This window comes from Pseudomonas sp. MYb541 (genome assembly GCF_037479595.1).
In the GTDB taxonomy this organism is placed as follows: Bacteria; Pseudomonadota; Gammaproteobacteria; order Pseudomonadales; family Pseudomonadaceae; genus Aquipseudomonas; species Aquipseudomonas canadensis.
This window is the reverse complement of sequence record NZ_JBBGYS010000026.1, coordinates 1-13,949: the sequence shown is the minus strand read 5'-3', so window position 1 is coordinate 13,949 and position 13,949 is coordinate 1. Positions and strand designations below refer to the sequence as shown.

10 protein-coding genes are annotated in these 13,949 nt (G+C 60.7%); 4 read left to right on the top strand and 6 right to left on the bottom strand.

Going from position 1 to position 13,949, the window contains the following annotated elements; genetic code table 11:
* Positions 1-215: 215 nt before the first annotated feature.
* Complete coding sequence (ettA, locus tag WH299_RS17050) at positions 216-1,880, bottom strand: energy-dependent translational throttle protein EttA (protein ID WP_339550844.1); 1,665 nt, start codon at positions 1,878-1,880, stop codon at positions 216-218.
* A gap of 159 nt (positions 1,881-2,039) precedes the next feature.
* Here ettA and WH299_RS17045 point away from each other — a divergent pair, with 159 nt between their 5' ends.
* From WH299_RS17045 to glyA, 3 genes are all read left to right on the top strand, one after another.
* Positions 2,040-2,651, top strand: a complete 612-nt coding sequence (locus tag WH299_RS17045) for a LysE family translocator (protein ID WP_028618005.1) — start codon at positions 2,040-2,042, stop codon at positions 2,649-2,651.
* A 116-nt stretch (positions 2,652-2,767) separates the two neighbouring features.
* The gene (locus tag WH299_RS17040; RefSeq protein WP_068937627.1) at positions 2,768-6,619 is read left to right on the top strand and encodes a bifunctional diguanylate cyclase/phosphodiesterase; all 3,852 of its coding nucleotides are present in this window, start codon (positions 2,768-2,770) and stop codon (positions 6,617-6,619) included.
* A 231-nt stretch (positions 6,620-6,850) separates the two neighbouring features.
* Positions 6,851-8,104: a serine hydroxymethyltransferase gene (glyA, locus tag WH299_RS17035; RefSeq protein WP_065910203.1), complete on the top strand. Its 1,254-nt coding sequence runs from the start codon at positions 6,851-6,853 to the stop codon at positions 8,102-8,104.
* Positions 8,105-8,149: 45 nt separating this feature from the next.
* On the opposite strand, the gene yjiA is transcribed toward glyA, so the two are convergent.
* From yjiA to WH299_RS17020, 3 genes are all read right to left on the bottom strand, one after another.
* The gene (gene yjiA / locus WH299_RS17030) at positions 8,150-9,109 is read right to left on the bottom strand and encodes a GTPase (protein WP_339550843.1); all 960 of its coding nucleotides are present in this window, start codon (positions 9,107-9,109) and stop codon (positions 8,150-8,152) included.
* A gap of 78 nt (positions 9,110-9,187) precedes the next feature.
* Positions 9,188-9,385: a YbdD/YjiX family protein gene (locus tag WH299_RS17025; protein ID WP_033901562.1), complete on the bottom strand. Its 198-nt coding sequence runs from the start codon at positions 9,383-9,385 to the stop codon at positions 9,188-9,190.
* A 15-nt stretch (positions 9,386-9,400) separates the two neighbouring features.
* Complete coding sequence (locus WH299_RS17020) at positions 9,401-11,467, bottom strand: carbon starvation CstA family protein (RefSeq protein WP_122728040.1); 2,067 nt, start codon at positions 11,465-11,467, stop codon at positions 9,401-9,403.
* Between the two features lie 174 nt (positions 11,468-11,641).
* Between WH299_RS17020 and WH299_RS17015 the strand changes: the two genes are divergently transcribed.
* Positions 11,642-12,007 (top strand): PilZ domain-containing protein, encoded by a 366-nt coding sequence (locus WH299_RS17015; protein ID WP_122728038.1) that lies wholly within the window; start codon positions 11,642-11,644, stop codon positions 12,005-12,007.
* Here the strand turns inward: WH299_RS17015 and radA are convergent.
* Positions 11,996-13,363, bottom strand: a complete 1,368-nt coding sequence (gene radA, locus WH299_RS17010; protein ID WP_016976768.1) for a DNA repair protein RadA — start codon at positions 13,361-13,363, stop codon at positions 11,996-11,998. The two genes, WH299_RS17015 and radA, sit on opposite strands and share 12 nt — an antisense overlap.
* A gap of 35 nt (positions 13,364-13,398) precedes the next feature.
* A complete protein-coding gene (locus WH299_RS17005) occupies positions 13,399-13,938 on the bottom strand; it encodes an ankyrin repeat domain-containing protein (protein WP_123475689.1) in 540 nt (179 codons plus the stop codon).
* Positions 13,939-13,949: the final 11 nt, after the last annotated feature.

The following is a 13,949-nucleotide window of genomic DNA, read 5'->3' as shown; positions in this document are numbered from 1 at the left end:
GGAGATTGAGCCGGACTTTATCAATTCATTCCGCACTGCGACAGGGCAAAATGTCGCCTTTGTGAATTTAAATGGTGCGTTTTATATAACTGTATCCAGTTTTAGCGGCTTTTATGCACCCTTTCAGGGATTCAAATCAAACCGCACGCACCATCAAATTCCAGGCAAAAAAAACGGAGCCCGAAGGCTCCGCTCTTTCAAACCACCAACCCGAATCAGGCCAGCTTTTTGTGACGCACACGGTGCGGCTGGGCAGCAGCGTCGCCCAAGCGTTTTTTACGGTCCGCTTCGTACTCGGTGTAGTTACCTTCGAAGAACACCGCCTGGGAGTCGTCTTCGTACGCCAGGATGTGGGTCGCGACGCGGTCAAGGAACCACCGATCGTGAGAGATCACAATGGCAGCGCCCGGGAAGTCCAGCAGGGCTTCTTCCAGGGAACGCAGGGTTTCAACGTCGAGGTCGTTGGACGGTTCGTCGAGCAGCAGGACGTTGCCGCCCTCTTTCAGGGTCAGGGCCAGGTGCAAGCGACCGCGCTCACCACCGGACAGGTCCTTGACGAACTTCTGTTGGTCGCCACCCTTGAAGTTGAAACGGCCGACATAAGTACGCGACGGGATTTCATAGTTGCCGATGCGGATCTGGTCGGAACCGTCGGAAATCTGCTGGAACACGGTCTTGCTGCCATCCAGGTCTTCACGGCTCTGGTCCACACAGGCCAACTGCACGGTTTCGCCGACTTCGATGGTGCCCGAATCCGGGGTTTCCTTGCCCATCAGCATGCGGAACAACGTGGATTTACCCGCACCGTTACCACCAATAACGCCGACGATCGCGCCTTTTGGCATAGAGAACGACAGGTTGTCGATCAGCACGCGGTCGCCATAACCTTTGGAAACGTTCTTGAACTCGATGACCTTGTCGCCCAGGCGCGGACCGGCCGGAATGTAGATCTCGTTGGTTTCCGAACGTTTCTGGAATTCCTGCGACTGCATTTCTTCAAAGCGTTGCAGACGGGCCTTGGATTTGGACTGGCGGGCCTTGGCGCCTTTGCGCACCCACTCCAGTTCTTCCTTCATGGCTTTTTCATGGGCCGATTGCTGCTTGGATTCGGCGGCCAGACGGTCGGACTTGGCTTCCAGCCAACCGGAGTAGTTACCCTCGTAAGGGATACCCGCGCCACGGTCGAGCTCGAGGATCCAGCCGGCCACGTTGTCCAGGAAGTACCGGTCGTGCGTGATCGCGACCACGGTGCCTGGGAAGTCGTGAAGGAAATGTTCCAGCCAGGCGACGGAATCGGCGTCCAAGTGGTTGGTCGGTTCGTCGAGCAGCAGCATGTCAGGGGCCGACAGCAGCAGGCGGCACAGGGCCACGCGACGCTTTTCACCACCGGACAGGAATTCGACCTTGGCGTCCCACGCTGGCAGGCGCAGTGCGTCGGCCGCGACTTCCAATTGGCGCTCCAGGTTGTGACCGTCGCCGGCTTGCAGGATGGCTTCGAGCTTGGCCTGTTCGGCGGCCAGTTTGTCGAAGTCGGCATCTTCTTCAGCGTAGGCCGCGTAGACCTCGTCCAGGCGCGCCTGGGCGTTCTTGATCACGCTGACGGCTTCTTCAACCACTTCACGCACGGTCTTGGTCGGGTCCAGGATCGGCTCTTGCGGCAGGTAGCCAACGTTCAGTTCTGGCATCGGGCGGGCTTCGCCTTCGAACTCGGTGTCGACGCCGGCCATGATTTTCAACAGGGTGGATTTACCCGAACCGTTGAGGCCGAGTACGCCGATCTTGGCGCCTGGGAAGAAGGACAGCGAAATGTTTTTCAGGATTTCCCGCTTCGGAGGGACAACTTTGCCCAGCCGATGCATGGTGAAGACGTATTGAGCCAAAATGTGGACCTCATAAAAGTAAGAACAGGCCTACGTAGCGTCATGGCGCTGTACATAGTGTTGCGAATCCTCAAGGTTAACCTAAGTGACCGAGCGTATCGAAGCCTATCTGTTAGATTAGCCGGTCAAAACCCTCAGGGGTTCCAGGAGACACCCTTCATGCTTGGCGTCCTATCCGCACTCGGGCTACTGCTATTAATGCCGGGGCCTACCAACACGCTGCTGCTGCGCTCGGGATTACTCGCGGGGTTCCGGCGCGCCTGGCCGCTGAGCCTGCTGGAGTGCCTGGCTTACCTGACGCAGATCTCGTTCTGGGGCTACTTGCTCAGCCATATCGGCGACAACGCGCCCTGGAGCCTGAAGCTCGTGCAGTTCGCTTCGGTCTGCTATTTGATCAGGACTTGCTACCTGCTGTGGCGCCACCCCGACGAAACACTCCACACCGAGGCCGAGGCACGGGTCTCCACGCTGAACTTCTTTTTGCTCACGCTGATCAACCCCAAGGGATTACTGATCGTGTCGTTTATCGTCCCGATGCAGACATTTATCGACTTGACCTTGTACGTGCATTTCGTCGCACAGTTCAGCGCCGTGGTGATACCGGTGGGCTGCGTCTGGGTGCTGCTGGGGGCCCGCATCAAACGAGGCGGGTACGCGTGGTTGACGCCGCACACCATCAACCGCACGGCCTCTGTGGTTATCAGCCTGTTCACGCTGGCGATCCTGACCCGGCTGGCGGACAGCCTGATCCACACCGGCGGCGCCCTATAGTGCCCGCCAGGCGGGGCTGGCACTTTGCCACAAGTCAAGGCATGCTAGCCGCCCTCCGGGCGTCCGGCTTATAGTGCACGTCGCGCGCCAGTCCAGCCAAACCGCAGGATCACAGCTTGTCCAAAGTCACGCCGCCAACTCCCCTGCGCGCCGCTCATATAGCGCCGGGAGCGCCCCTGCACGGCACCCTCAAAGGCGCATTGGCGACGCTCGTCCTCATGTTGCTCGCGTTATTGTTCTGGCAACTGCTCGACCAGTTGCAGCAAAACCAGAAGAACCAGCAGCAATACACCATCGACTACAGCGCCGACCTGGCTGAACAGATCAGCCTGAACATGGCCCTCAGCGCGAAAATCGCCCTGAACCTGCTGCCGATGGTCGAGCCGCCGCGTGACAGCGAACAGCAACAGGCGCTGATGCGCACCTTGCAACGCTCGCTACCCGAGCTGCGCAGCGTCGCCCTGCTCGCCCCCAGCGGCGCGATAATCAGTGACAGCGCCACCGACAGCCAGGACGCCGCCTGGTTGGCAGAGCTGGTGCAACGCAGCCACGCGCAGTCCTATTATCTGAGCAACAGCAACGACGGCACCCTCATCTATCTGCTGCTGCACCAGCCCAGCGGCGGCTCGCGGATGTATTGGGCGCTGCGCCTGGCACCCAACTACCTGAGCAACCTCACCCGCCAGGACGGCCAGGGCCAGCGCCCGCTGTGGGTCATCGAGAATCGCATCAACCACCGGGTTGTCAGCCGAGACAGCGGCATGCCGGCGCAATGGGCGTCTGCGCTAACCCCGGACGAGCTGAATAAAAGCGTACTGGTCACCCCTCTAAGCAAAAGCGACTGGCAACTGCGCGGGCTGTTCGACCGTACTGCGGTGCTGGAGCAACTGCTGCCGGCCTTCATCGGCAAATGCCTGCTGGGCCTGGCGTTCTCGCTGATCCCGGTGATCGTGCTGCTGAACATGCGCCGCCGCCAGCGCCAGGTGCATGAAGGCCGCCGGCGCTACCAGGACATTTTCGAAGGCACCGGCGTGGCCCTGTGCGTGCTCGACTTGTCGGGCCTGAATGCGTTCTTTGACAAGACCCGACTGGAGACCCGCGAGCAACTGCACGCCTGGCTGCAGGACAACCCCGACGAACGCCAGCAACTGCTCAAGGAGCTGCGCATCACCGAAGTCAACCAGGTGGCGGTGCGCCTGTTGAACGTGGGTTCCTGTGAAGAAGCCTGGGAGCGTCTGATCGATGACTCCCCGCGCAATGCCACGTCCATCGGCTACCAGATTCTTGAGGCGGTACTGACCCAGCAGAGCCAGTTGGAACTGGAAATCCAGCTCAAGGACGTGGCGGGCAACGAGCAATACCTTTGGCTGGTGATGCGCTTGCCGGAGCAGCAGGACGACTTCAAGGCAGTGATCCTCAGCATCAGCGATATCACCAGCCGCAAGCTGATCGAGCTGTCGCTGGTGGAGCGTGAAAGCTTCTGGTCGGACGTGGTACGCACCGTGCCTGACCACCTGTATGTGCAGGACGTGATCAGCCAGCGCATGATTTTCAGCAATCACCATCTGGGCCACACCCTCGGCTACAACAAGGCCGAACTGCAGCAAATGGGCGAGTACTTCTGGGAAATCCTACTGCACCCCGAAGACGCCGAGCATTACCACGATTTGCGCCAGCAGCAGCGCCAGATCGGCTACGCCACCCAATTGCAATGCCAATTGCGCTTCCGCCACCGCAACAACCAATGGCGGCGCTTTGACATCCGCGAGCAGGCCCTGGCCCGCGACAAGACGGCGCAGATCACCCGCATCATTGGGGTGGCCAAGGACATCACCGACCAGATCGAGGCCAGCGAATCCCTGCGTGACAGCGAACAGCGCTACCGCATGCTGGCCGAAAGCATCAGCGACGTGATCTGCTCCACCGACAGCCAGTTGGCCCTCAACTACGTCAGCCCCTCGGTCAATGCCGTACTCGGTTATGACGTGGACTGGGTGTTCAAAAATGGCTGGCAGTCGATCATCGCCAACCCGCAGCAGCTGACCGGCATTTACAGCCTAATGGAACAAGTCAGCCGCGCGCTGGGCAACATCGAGGCACTGAACACGCTGCGCGACGAGGTGCAGACCCAACTGTTCCTGTTCGACTGCCTGCGCGCAGATGGTCGCAAAGTGCCGATCGAGCTGCGACTGGTGTTGGTATGGGACGAACACGGCGCCTTCGAGGGCGTCCTCGGCGTGGGCCGCGACATCAGCCAGCAACGCCGCGCCGAAAAAGACCTGCGCATGGCGGCCACGGTATTCGAGCACTCCACCTCGGCGATTCTGATCACCGACCCCGCCGGTTATATCGTGCAGGCCAACGAGGCGTTCAGCCGGGTCAGCGGCTATGCGGTCAGCGATGTGCTCGACCAGTTGCCGAATATGCTCACCGTCGACGAACAGCAGGAAGCCCACCTGCGCTACGTACTCAAGCAGTTGCACCAGCACAGCACTTGGGAAGGCGAAGTGTGGCTCAAGCGGCGCAACGGCGAGCATTACCCGGCGTGGGTCGGCATTACCGCCGTGTTCGACGATGAAGGCGACCTGGCCAGCTACGTGTGTTTCTTCAGTGACATCAGCGAGCGCAAGGCCAGCGAGCAGCGCATCCACCGCCTGGCCTACTACGACGCCCTGACCCACCTGCCCAACCGCACGCTGTTCCAGGACCGCCTGCATACCGCGTTGCAGTCGGCAGAACGGCAGAAGTCGTGGGTGGTGCTGATGTTCCTCGACCTCGACCGCTTCAAACCGATCAACGACTCCCTGGGCCACGCCGCCGGCGACCGCATGCTCAAGGAAATGGCCACGCGCCTGCTGGGTTGCGTGGCCGAAGACGACACCGTGGCGCGCATGGGCGGCGACGAGTTCACGCTGCTGCTGCAACCGCGGATCAGCCGCGAAATGGCGTTGAACCGTGCGATTCATGTGGCCGAGCAGATCCTTGCCAGCCTGGTGAAGCCGTTCGTGCTGGAAGGCCGCGAGTTTTTTGTCACCGCCAGTATCGGCATCGCCCTGAGCCCTCAGGACGGCAACGAGCTGAGTCAGTTGATGAAAAACGCCGACACCGCGATGTATCACGCCAAGGAACGCGGCAAGAACAACTTCCAGTTCTACCAGGCCGACATGAACGCCAGCGCCCTGGAACGCCTGGAGCTGGAAAGCGACCTGCGCCACGCCCTGGACCAGAACGAATTCGTGCTCTATTACCAGCCGCAGTTCAGCGGCGACGGCAAACGCCTGACCGGTGCCGAAGCCCTGCTGCGCTGGCGTCACCCGCGTCGTGGCCTGGTGCCGCCGGGGGACTTCATCCCGGTACTGGAAGAGTTGGGCCTAGTGGTGGACGTGGGCGACTGGGTGATCAGCGAAGCCTGCCGACAGCTCAAGACCTGGCACCAGAACAAGGTGCGTGTGCCGAAAGTCTCGGTGAACATCTCGGCGCGGCAATTCTCCGACGGCCAGTTGGGCACCCGTATCGCCACCATCCTCAAGGACACCGGCCTGCCGCCAGCATGCCTGGAGCTGGAGCTGACCGAAAGTATCCTGATGCGGGAAGTCAACGAGGCCATGCAGATCCTCGACAGCCTGAAAAACCTGGGCCTGAGCATTGCGGTCGACGACTTCGGCACGGGCTATTCGTCGCTCAACTACCTCAAGCAATTCCCCATCGACGTGTTGAAGATCGACCGCACCTTCGTGGATGGCCTGCCCTCCGGCGAACAGGATGCGCAGATCGCCCGCGCCATTATCGCCATGGCCCACAGCCTGAACCTGGCGGTGATCGCCGAGGGTGTGGAAACCCATGAGCAGTTGGACTTCCTGCGTGAGCATGGGTGTGACGAGGTGCAGGGTTACCTGTTCGGGCGGCCGATGCCGGCGAACCGGTTCGAGGCGCAGTTCAGCAATGATGCCCTTTTCATGTTCGACTGAGTTTTTTTGCTGGGGCGGATGGCCTCATCGCAGGCAAGCCAGCTCCCACCCTTGAATGGGTTCACAGATCAAAATGTGGGAGCCGGGCTTGCCCGCGATAGGGCCGGCCCTGGCAACGCTTATCCCCAGATGAGCCCCGCTTATCCGCGACATGATGTCCTTTCATATGCCATCTAAAACCCATTGGGTTAGAATGCCTTCCTTTTCTGCCCCCGATCCTTGAGGACCGCCATGTTCAGCCGTGATTTGACTATTGCCAAGTACGACGCCGATCTCTTCGCCGCCATGGAGCAAGAAGCCGTGCGCCAGGAAGAGCACATTGAGCTGATCGCTTCGGAAAACTACACCAGCCCTGCGGTGATGGAGGCTCAAGGTTCGGTTCTGACCAACAAGTACGCCGAAGGTTACCCAGGCAAGCGCTACTACGGTGGTTGCGAGTACGTCGACGTGGTTGAGCAGTTGGCTATCGACCGTGCCAAAGAACTGTTCGGCGCCGATTACGCCAACGTCCAGCCGCACGCCGGTTCCCAAGCCAACAGCGCCGTGTACCTGGCCCTGCTGCAAGGCGGCGACACCATCCTGGGCATGAGCCTGGCCCACGGCGGTCACCTGACCCACGGCGCCAGCGTTTCCTCCTCCGGCAAGCTGTACAACGCCGTTCAGTACGGTATCGATGCCAACGGCCTGATCGACTACGACGAAGTCGAGCGCCTGGCAGTTGAACACAAGCCAAAAATGATCGTGGCCGGTTTCTCTGCCTACTCGCAGATCCTGGACTTCCCACGTTTCCGCGAAATCGCTGACAAAGTCGGCGCGTATCTCTTTGTTGATATGGCTCACGTTGCAGGGCTGGTCGCCGCTGGCGTCTACCCGAACCCGGTGCCTTACGCTGACGTCGTGACCACCACGACCCACAAGACCCTGCGCGGTCCACGTGGCGGCCTGATCCTGGCTCGCGCCAACGCCGACATCGAGAAGAAGCTGAACTCCGCTGTATTCCCAGGCGCCCAAGGCGGCCCGCTGGAGCACGTGATCGCCGCCAAAGCGATCTGCTTCAAGGAAGCCCTGCAGCCTGAGTTCAAGACCTACCAGCAACAAGTGGTCAAGAACGCCCAGACCATGGCCAGCGTGTTCATCGAGCGCGGCTTCGACGTAGTCTCCGGCGGTACCGAGAACCACCTGTTCCTGCTGTCCCTGATCAAGCAGGACATTTCCGGTAAAGATGCTGATGCTGCCTTGGGCAAAGCCTTCATCACCGTAAACAAGAACTCCGTGCCGAACGACCCACGTTCGCCGTTCGTCACCTCCGGCCTGCGCTTCGGTACTCCGGCTGTGACCACGCGTGGCTTCAAGGAAGCAGAGTGCAAGGAACTGGCTGGCTGGATCTGCGACATCCTGGCTGACCTGAACAACGAAGCCGTGATCGACGCGGTGCGTGAGAAGGTCAAGGCCATCTGCAAGAAGCTGCCGGTGTACGGCGCTTGATTGCAGTTGCTTGAACAAGAAGCCCGGCTCTAGAGCCGGGCTTTTTTATGCCTGATAGACGCGCTGGAAACCTTCGCGAATCTTGTCTTCCGGCAGTTCATCTGCAATAAACACAATCACACTCTCCCGCGCCTCGCCCTCTTCCCACTCCGTGTCCCAATCAAAGCCGTAGAGCTTGAGCACGCCCTGGAACACCATGCGCCGGTCTTCACCGGCAATATTCAGCACGCCCTTGTAGCGCAACAGCTGCTTGCCGTGGTCTTCCAGCAGTTCGTTCATGAACTCGCTGAGGCGGTCGATATCCAGCGGCTGATCGGTACGCAATACCAGGCTGGAAATACGGTCGATGGACGGCGCAGCGCGCACCGGGCGCAGGCTCATGCCGGCGTTGAGGTTGAAGCCGCGCACATCGAGCAGTTCCGCCAGGTCGATGTTGCCATGGTCCACCACACGGATTGGCGCGCGGCGGTTGATGCGGGTGAGGCGTTCGCTGAGCGCGTCGAAGGTGGCGTCATCCACCAGGTCGCGCTTGCTCACCAGCAGGCGGTCGGCAAAGCCGATCTGGGCCTGGGCGATGGTTTGGGTGAGGTGCTGCTCGGCGTGGGCCGCGTCTACCAATGTGATGATGCCGTCGAGGATGTAGCGTTCGCGCAACTCCTCGTCGATAAAGAAGGTTTGGGCCACGGGTGCCGGGTCGGCCAGGCCGGTGCACTCGATCACCAGGCGGTCGAAGGCAATCTCGCCGCTGTCCAGGCGTTCGAGTAGCAGATACAGGGCTTTGGTCAGGTCGGTGTGGATGGTGCAGCACACGCAGCCGTTGGACAGGGTCATGACTTGCACTGGCTCGGCGCCCAGCAGCTGGGTGTCGATACCGGCGTCACTGAATTCGTTTTCGATCACGGCGATTTTCAGGCCGTGCTCGGCTTTTAGCAGGTGGCGCAGCAAGGTGGTCTTGCCGGCGCCGAGGAAGCCGCTGAGGACGGTGACTGGGATGGGAGAGGACAAAAGCAGTTCTCCTTCAATAAACAGAAATAAAAATGGGAGCCCATTGGTATGGGCTCCCACAGGGGCCTGCCTAGCAGGTCAACAGCACTTGGGCCCACCCTTGCCGCCGTAACGGGCTTCCTGGCGTTCCCGGAAGAACGCCTTGTAGTCCATCATCGGCTTGTCCGGGTGTTTGGTTTGCATATGCTCGACGTACGTATCGTAGTCGGGCATGCCGACCATCAGGCGCGCGGCCTGACCGAGGTATTTACCGAGGCGATTGATGTCATTGAACATGGTTGCAATCCTCGATCACGCGTCCGGTACAGCCTGGAACGGGGCTTCTTTATCCGTACGTTCTTTGTTGCCCCAGGCAGCGACGCCGACCTTGAGCGCATAGAACAGGATGCTGAAGACCACGAACAGGAACAGCGCCGTCAGCGTTGCGTTGGTGTAGGCGTTCCAGATCACGTGCTGCATCTGGTCGATGCTCTTCGCCGGGGCAAGGATCTGGCCGTTGGCCAATGCATCGCTGTATTTCTTCGCCAGCGACAGGAAGCCAATCGCCGGGTTGGCGTCGAACAGCTTGATGAAACCCGCAGTGGTGGTGCAGATCAGCAGCCAGACAGCCGGCAGCATGGTCACCCAGATGTAGCGTTGGCGTTTCATCTTGATCAGCACAACGGTGGCCAGCATCAGCGCGATACCTGCCAGCATCTGGTTGGAGATACCGAACAGCGGCCACAAGGTGTTGATGCCGCCCAGTGGGTCGATCACGCCCTGGTACAGCAGGTACCCCCACATCGCCACGCAACCCGCGGTCGCGATCAGGTTGGCGGTCCACGACTCGGTGCGTTTCAGCGCCGGCACGAAGGAACCCAGCAGGTCTTGCAGCATGAAGCGACCGGCACGGGTGCCCGCGTCCACGGCTGTGAGGATGAACAGCGCTTCGAACAGGATCGCAAAGTGATACCAGAACGCCATGGTGTTTTCACCCGGCAGCACACTGTGCAGGATCTGCGCGATACCTACCGCCAGGGTCGGTGCGCCGCCGGCACGCGCCAGGATGGTGGTTTCACCGATGTCATGGGCGACGGCTGACAGCGCCTCAGGCGTAATCGCAAAACCCCAGCTGCTGACGGTCTGCGCCACGGTGACCACGTCCGAGCCGACAATCGCGGCCGGGCTGTTCATGGCGAAGTACACGCCTGGCTCGATCACCGACGCGGCAACCATGGCCATGATGGCCACGAACGACTCCATCAACATGCCGCCATAACCGATGTAGCGCGCATGGCTTTCACTGGCCAACAGTTTGGGCGTAGTGCCCGACGAGATCAGTGCGTGGAAACCCGATACCGCGCCGCAGGCAATGGTAATGAACAGGAACGGGAACAGGCCGCCCTTCCACACCGGACCGGTGCCATCGATGAACTGGGTCAGCGCCGGCATTTTCAGGTCGGGCATGGTCACCAAGATGCCGATCGCCAGGGCGATGATGGTGCCGATTTTGAGGAAGGTCGACAGGTAGTCACGCGGCGCCAGGATCAGCCACACAGGCAGCACTGCGGCGACGAAACCGTAGCCGATCAGCATCCAGGTAATTTGAATGCCGGTGAAGGTGAAGGCCTTGGCCCAGACCGGGTCAGCGGCAATTTGCCCGCCCAGCCAGATCGAACCCAGCAGCAACAGCACGCCGATGATCGAGATTTCACCAATGCGACCCGGGCGGATGTAGCGCATGTAAATGCCCATGAACATCGCGATCGGGATGGTCGCCATCACCGTGAAGATCCCCCATGGGCTCTCGGCCAGGGCCTTGACCACGATCAACGCCAACACCGCGAGGATGATGATCATGATCAGGAAGCAGCCAAACAGCGCGATGGTCCCGGGAATGCGGCCCATCTCTTCGCGCACCATGTCCCCCAGGGAACGGCCATTGCGACGCGTGGACAGGAACAGGATCATGAAGTCCTGCACCGCACCGGCCAGCACCACGCCTGCAATCAGCCAGAGCGTGCCGGGCAAGTAGCCCATTTGCGCCGCGAGCACCGGGCCGACCAGCGGGCCTGCACCGGCAATAGCCGCAAAGTGGTGACCGAAAAGGATGTGTTTGTTGGTCGGCACATAGTCCAGACCGTCATTATTGACCACTGCGGGGGTGGCCCGCCGTGGATCGAGTTGCATCACGTTGTTAGCGATGAACAGGCTGTAGTAACGGTACGCAACCAGGTAGATGGCCACTGCCGCGACCACAATCCACAAGGCGTTGATCGCCTCGCCGCGGCGCAAGGCCACTACGCCCAGGGCGCACGCTCCTACGATTGCCAGCACCAGCCAGGGTAAGTGGCGTAGCAGGCTATTATTATTTTTCATTTTTATATTCCAGCCAGGGTGGACAGAAAGGACAGCCATCCCGAGTTTAGCGCTGTTGGCCTCAAAGGCCACCCCCCTACGTTGGTCTAGAGCCTCCTGCGCACAAAAAAAGCAGAAATACCGGGCCAATGATGGCGCAGGGCTACAATTCCCGTATCTCCAGAGGGTTTCACCATGACCGAGCAACCGTCTGACCGCCGCCGTTTCCGCCGCATCGCCTTTGACGCCAAGACAGAATTCCGGCAAACCGGCCGCGAATGGACGGTGCGATTGGTGGATTTGTCGTTAAAAGGCTTGTTGATACAACGCCCCGACGACTGGAAGGGCAACAAGGCGCTGCCGTTCGACGTCGATATCCGTCTAGACCCCAAGGCGCATATAAAGATGCAAGTGCGACTGACCCATGAGGATCACGGGCAATTGGGTTTTGTGTGCCAGCACATCGACCTGGACTCGATCAGCCATTTGCGACGATTGATCGAGTTGAACCTGGGTGATCAGCAAGAGTTGGAGCGCGAGCTGGGCGCCCTACTCGAATAGTGCATCCAACGCCTGTTCCAGTCGCGTCACGCCAATGATCTTGATCCCAGGCGGCGACTCTTTGGGCGCATTGCCTTTAGGTACGATTGCCCGTTTGAAGCCGTGCTTGGCGGCTTCCTTCAAGCGTTCCTGGCCACTGGGCACCGGACGCACCTCGCCCGACAGGCCCACTTCACCAAACACCAGCAAATCATGGGGCAACGGCCGGTTACGCAGGCTGGACATGACTGCCGCCATCAGCGCCAGGTCGGACGCGGTTTCCAGCACCTTGACCCCGCCGACCACGTTGAGGAACACGTCCTGGTCGTGGGTCGGAATACCGCCGTGACGGTGCAATACCGCGAGCAACATCGCCAGTCGATTCTGATCCAGGCCCAAGGTTACGCGGCGAGGGTTGGCCAGATGGCTGTCATCCACCAGCGCCTGCACTTCCACCAGCATCGGGCGGGTGCCTTCCCACGTTGCCATCACCACACTGCCTGGGACTTCTTCCTGGGCACGCGTGAGAAAAATCGCCGAAGGGTTGGAGACTTCTTTAAGCCCCCGGTCAGTCATGGCGAACACGCCCAATTCGTTGACCGCGCCGAACCGGTTCTTCACCGCCCGCAGCAAGCGCAGACGGCCGTCGGATTCACCTTCGAAGTACAGCACGGTGTCGACCATATGCTCCAACACCCGTGGCCCGGCCAGTGCGCCCTCTTTGGTCACATGACCGACCAGGAAGATAGCGGTGCCGCTCTGCTTGGCATAGCGCACCAGCAGCGCCGCACTTTCACGCACCTGGGATACACCGCCCGGCGCCGACTGCAATTGCTCAGTGAAAATCGTCTGGATCGAGTCGATCACCATGACCTTGGGCTTTTCAATACGCGCCGTGGCAATGATGCTTTCGATGCAGGTCTCGGTCATCACCCGCAGTTGATCCTGGGGTAGCCCCAGGCGACGGGCGCGCATGGCCACTTGTTGTTGGGATTCCTCGCCGGTGACATACAGCGCTGGCATGCGGCTGGCGATGCTGCACAGGGTTTGCAACAGGATCGTCGATTTGCCGATGCCCGGATCGCCGCCGATCAGCACCACCGAGCCGTCCACTAGGCCGCCGCCCAGCACCCGGTCCAATTCACCGGAGGCTGTGGAGAAACGCGGGATCTCTTCGACGCTGACTTCGGCCAGCGTCTTGATCTGTGCCTGTTGCCCGGTCCAGCCGGCGCGGCCGGTGGGGGCCGCAGCGCCGCCGCTTTCGATCATGGTTTCAGTCAGGGTGTTCCATGCACCGCACTCGGTGCACTGGCCGGCCCACTTGGGAAAGGTCGCGCCGCACTCCGTGCAGCCGTACATGCGCTTGGCCTTTGCCATTTGAGAACCTCCAACCGAAAAACCGCGATGATAGCTCAGCGCGGCGTCGGGGTCCGGATTTCACCACTGGCCAATCGTGAAGCGCTGTTGCCGATCGGGTCTTCGGCGTTGAGGTCGGCGCCCTTGGCCTTCAATTCATCCAGCAACTCGACGCGCTTGAACAGCCCGGCGTACATGGCCGCCGTCTGCCCGGCGCCGTTGCGTTGGTCGGGGTTGCAGTCGGTCGCCAGCAAGCGTTGGGCGATTTTCAACTCGCCCTTGAAGATCGCGCCCATCAGCGCCGTGTTGCCGCGCTTGTCCTGCACGCAGGCGTCGGCTCCGGCATTGAGCAAGCGCTCCACGAACGGGCCCTGGCCGTGGTAAGCGGCGAGGATCAGCGCGGTGTAGCCCTTGTCATCCTGGGTGTTGAGGCTGTAGCCGGAGTCAATAAAGGTGTTGAGCATATCGAGGTCGCCGCGGCGGGCGGCGTCGAAATAGTAGTCCTGTAGTTGTGTCTTGAGCTTCGCAGGGTCGGCCGGTTCGGCCCACGCGCCGAACGCCAGGCATGCCAACACAGCGCCTATGAAAATTCGCATAGCCAATCCTC

Excerpts from the sequence above, each read along its gene's own strand:
- WH299_RS17045 (WP_028618005.1), top strand. The coding sequence starts at position 2,040 with ATGCTTGGCGTCCTATCCGCACTCGGGCTACTGCTATTAATGCCGGGG.
- glyA (WP_065910203.1), top strand. The coding sequence starts at position 6,851 with ATGTTCAGCCGTGATTTGACTATTGCCAAGTACGACGCCGATCTCTTC.
- WH299_RS17025 (WP_033901562.1), bottom strand. The coding sequence starts at position 9,385 with ATGTTCAATGACATCAATCGCCTCGGTAAATACCTCGGTCAGGCCGCG.
- WH299_RS17020 (WP_122728040.1), bottom strand. The coding sequence starts at position 11,467 with ATGAAAAATAATAATAGCCTGCTACGCCACTTACCCTGGCTGGTGCTG.
- WH299_RS17015 (WP_122728038.1), top strand. The coding sequence starts at position 11,642 with ATGACCGAGCAACCGTCTGACCGCCGCCGTTTCCGCCGCATCGCCTTT.
- radA (WP_016976768.1), bottom strand. The coding sequence starts at position 13,363 with ATGGCAAAGGCCAAGCGCATGTACGGCTGCACGGAGTGCGGCGCGACC.
- WH299_RS17005 (WP_123475689.1), bottom strand. The coding sequence starts at position 13,938 with ATGCGAATTTTCATAGGCGCTGTGTTGGCATGCCTGGCGTTCGGCGCG.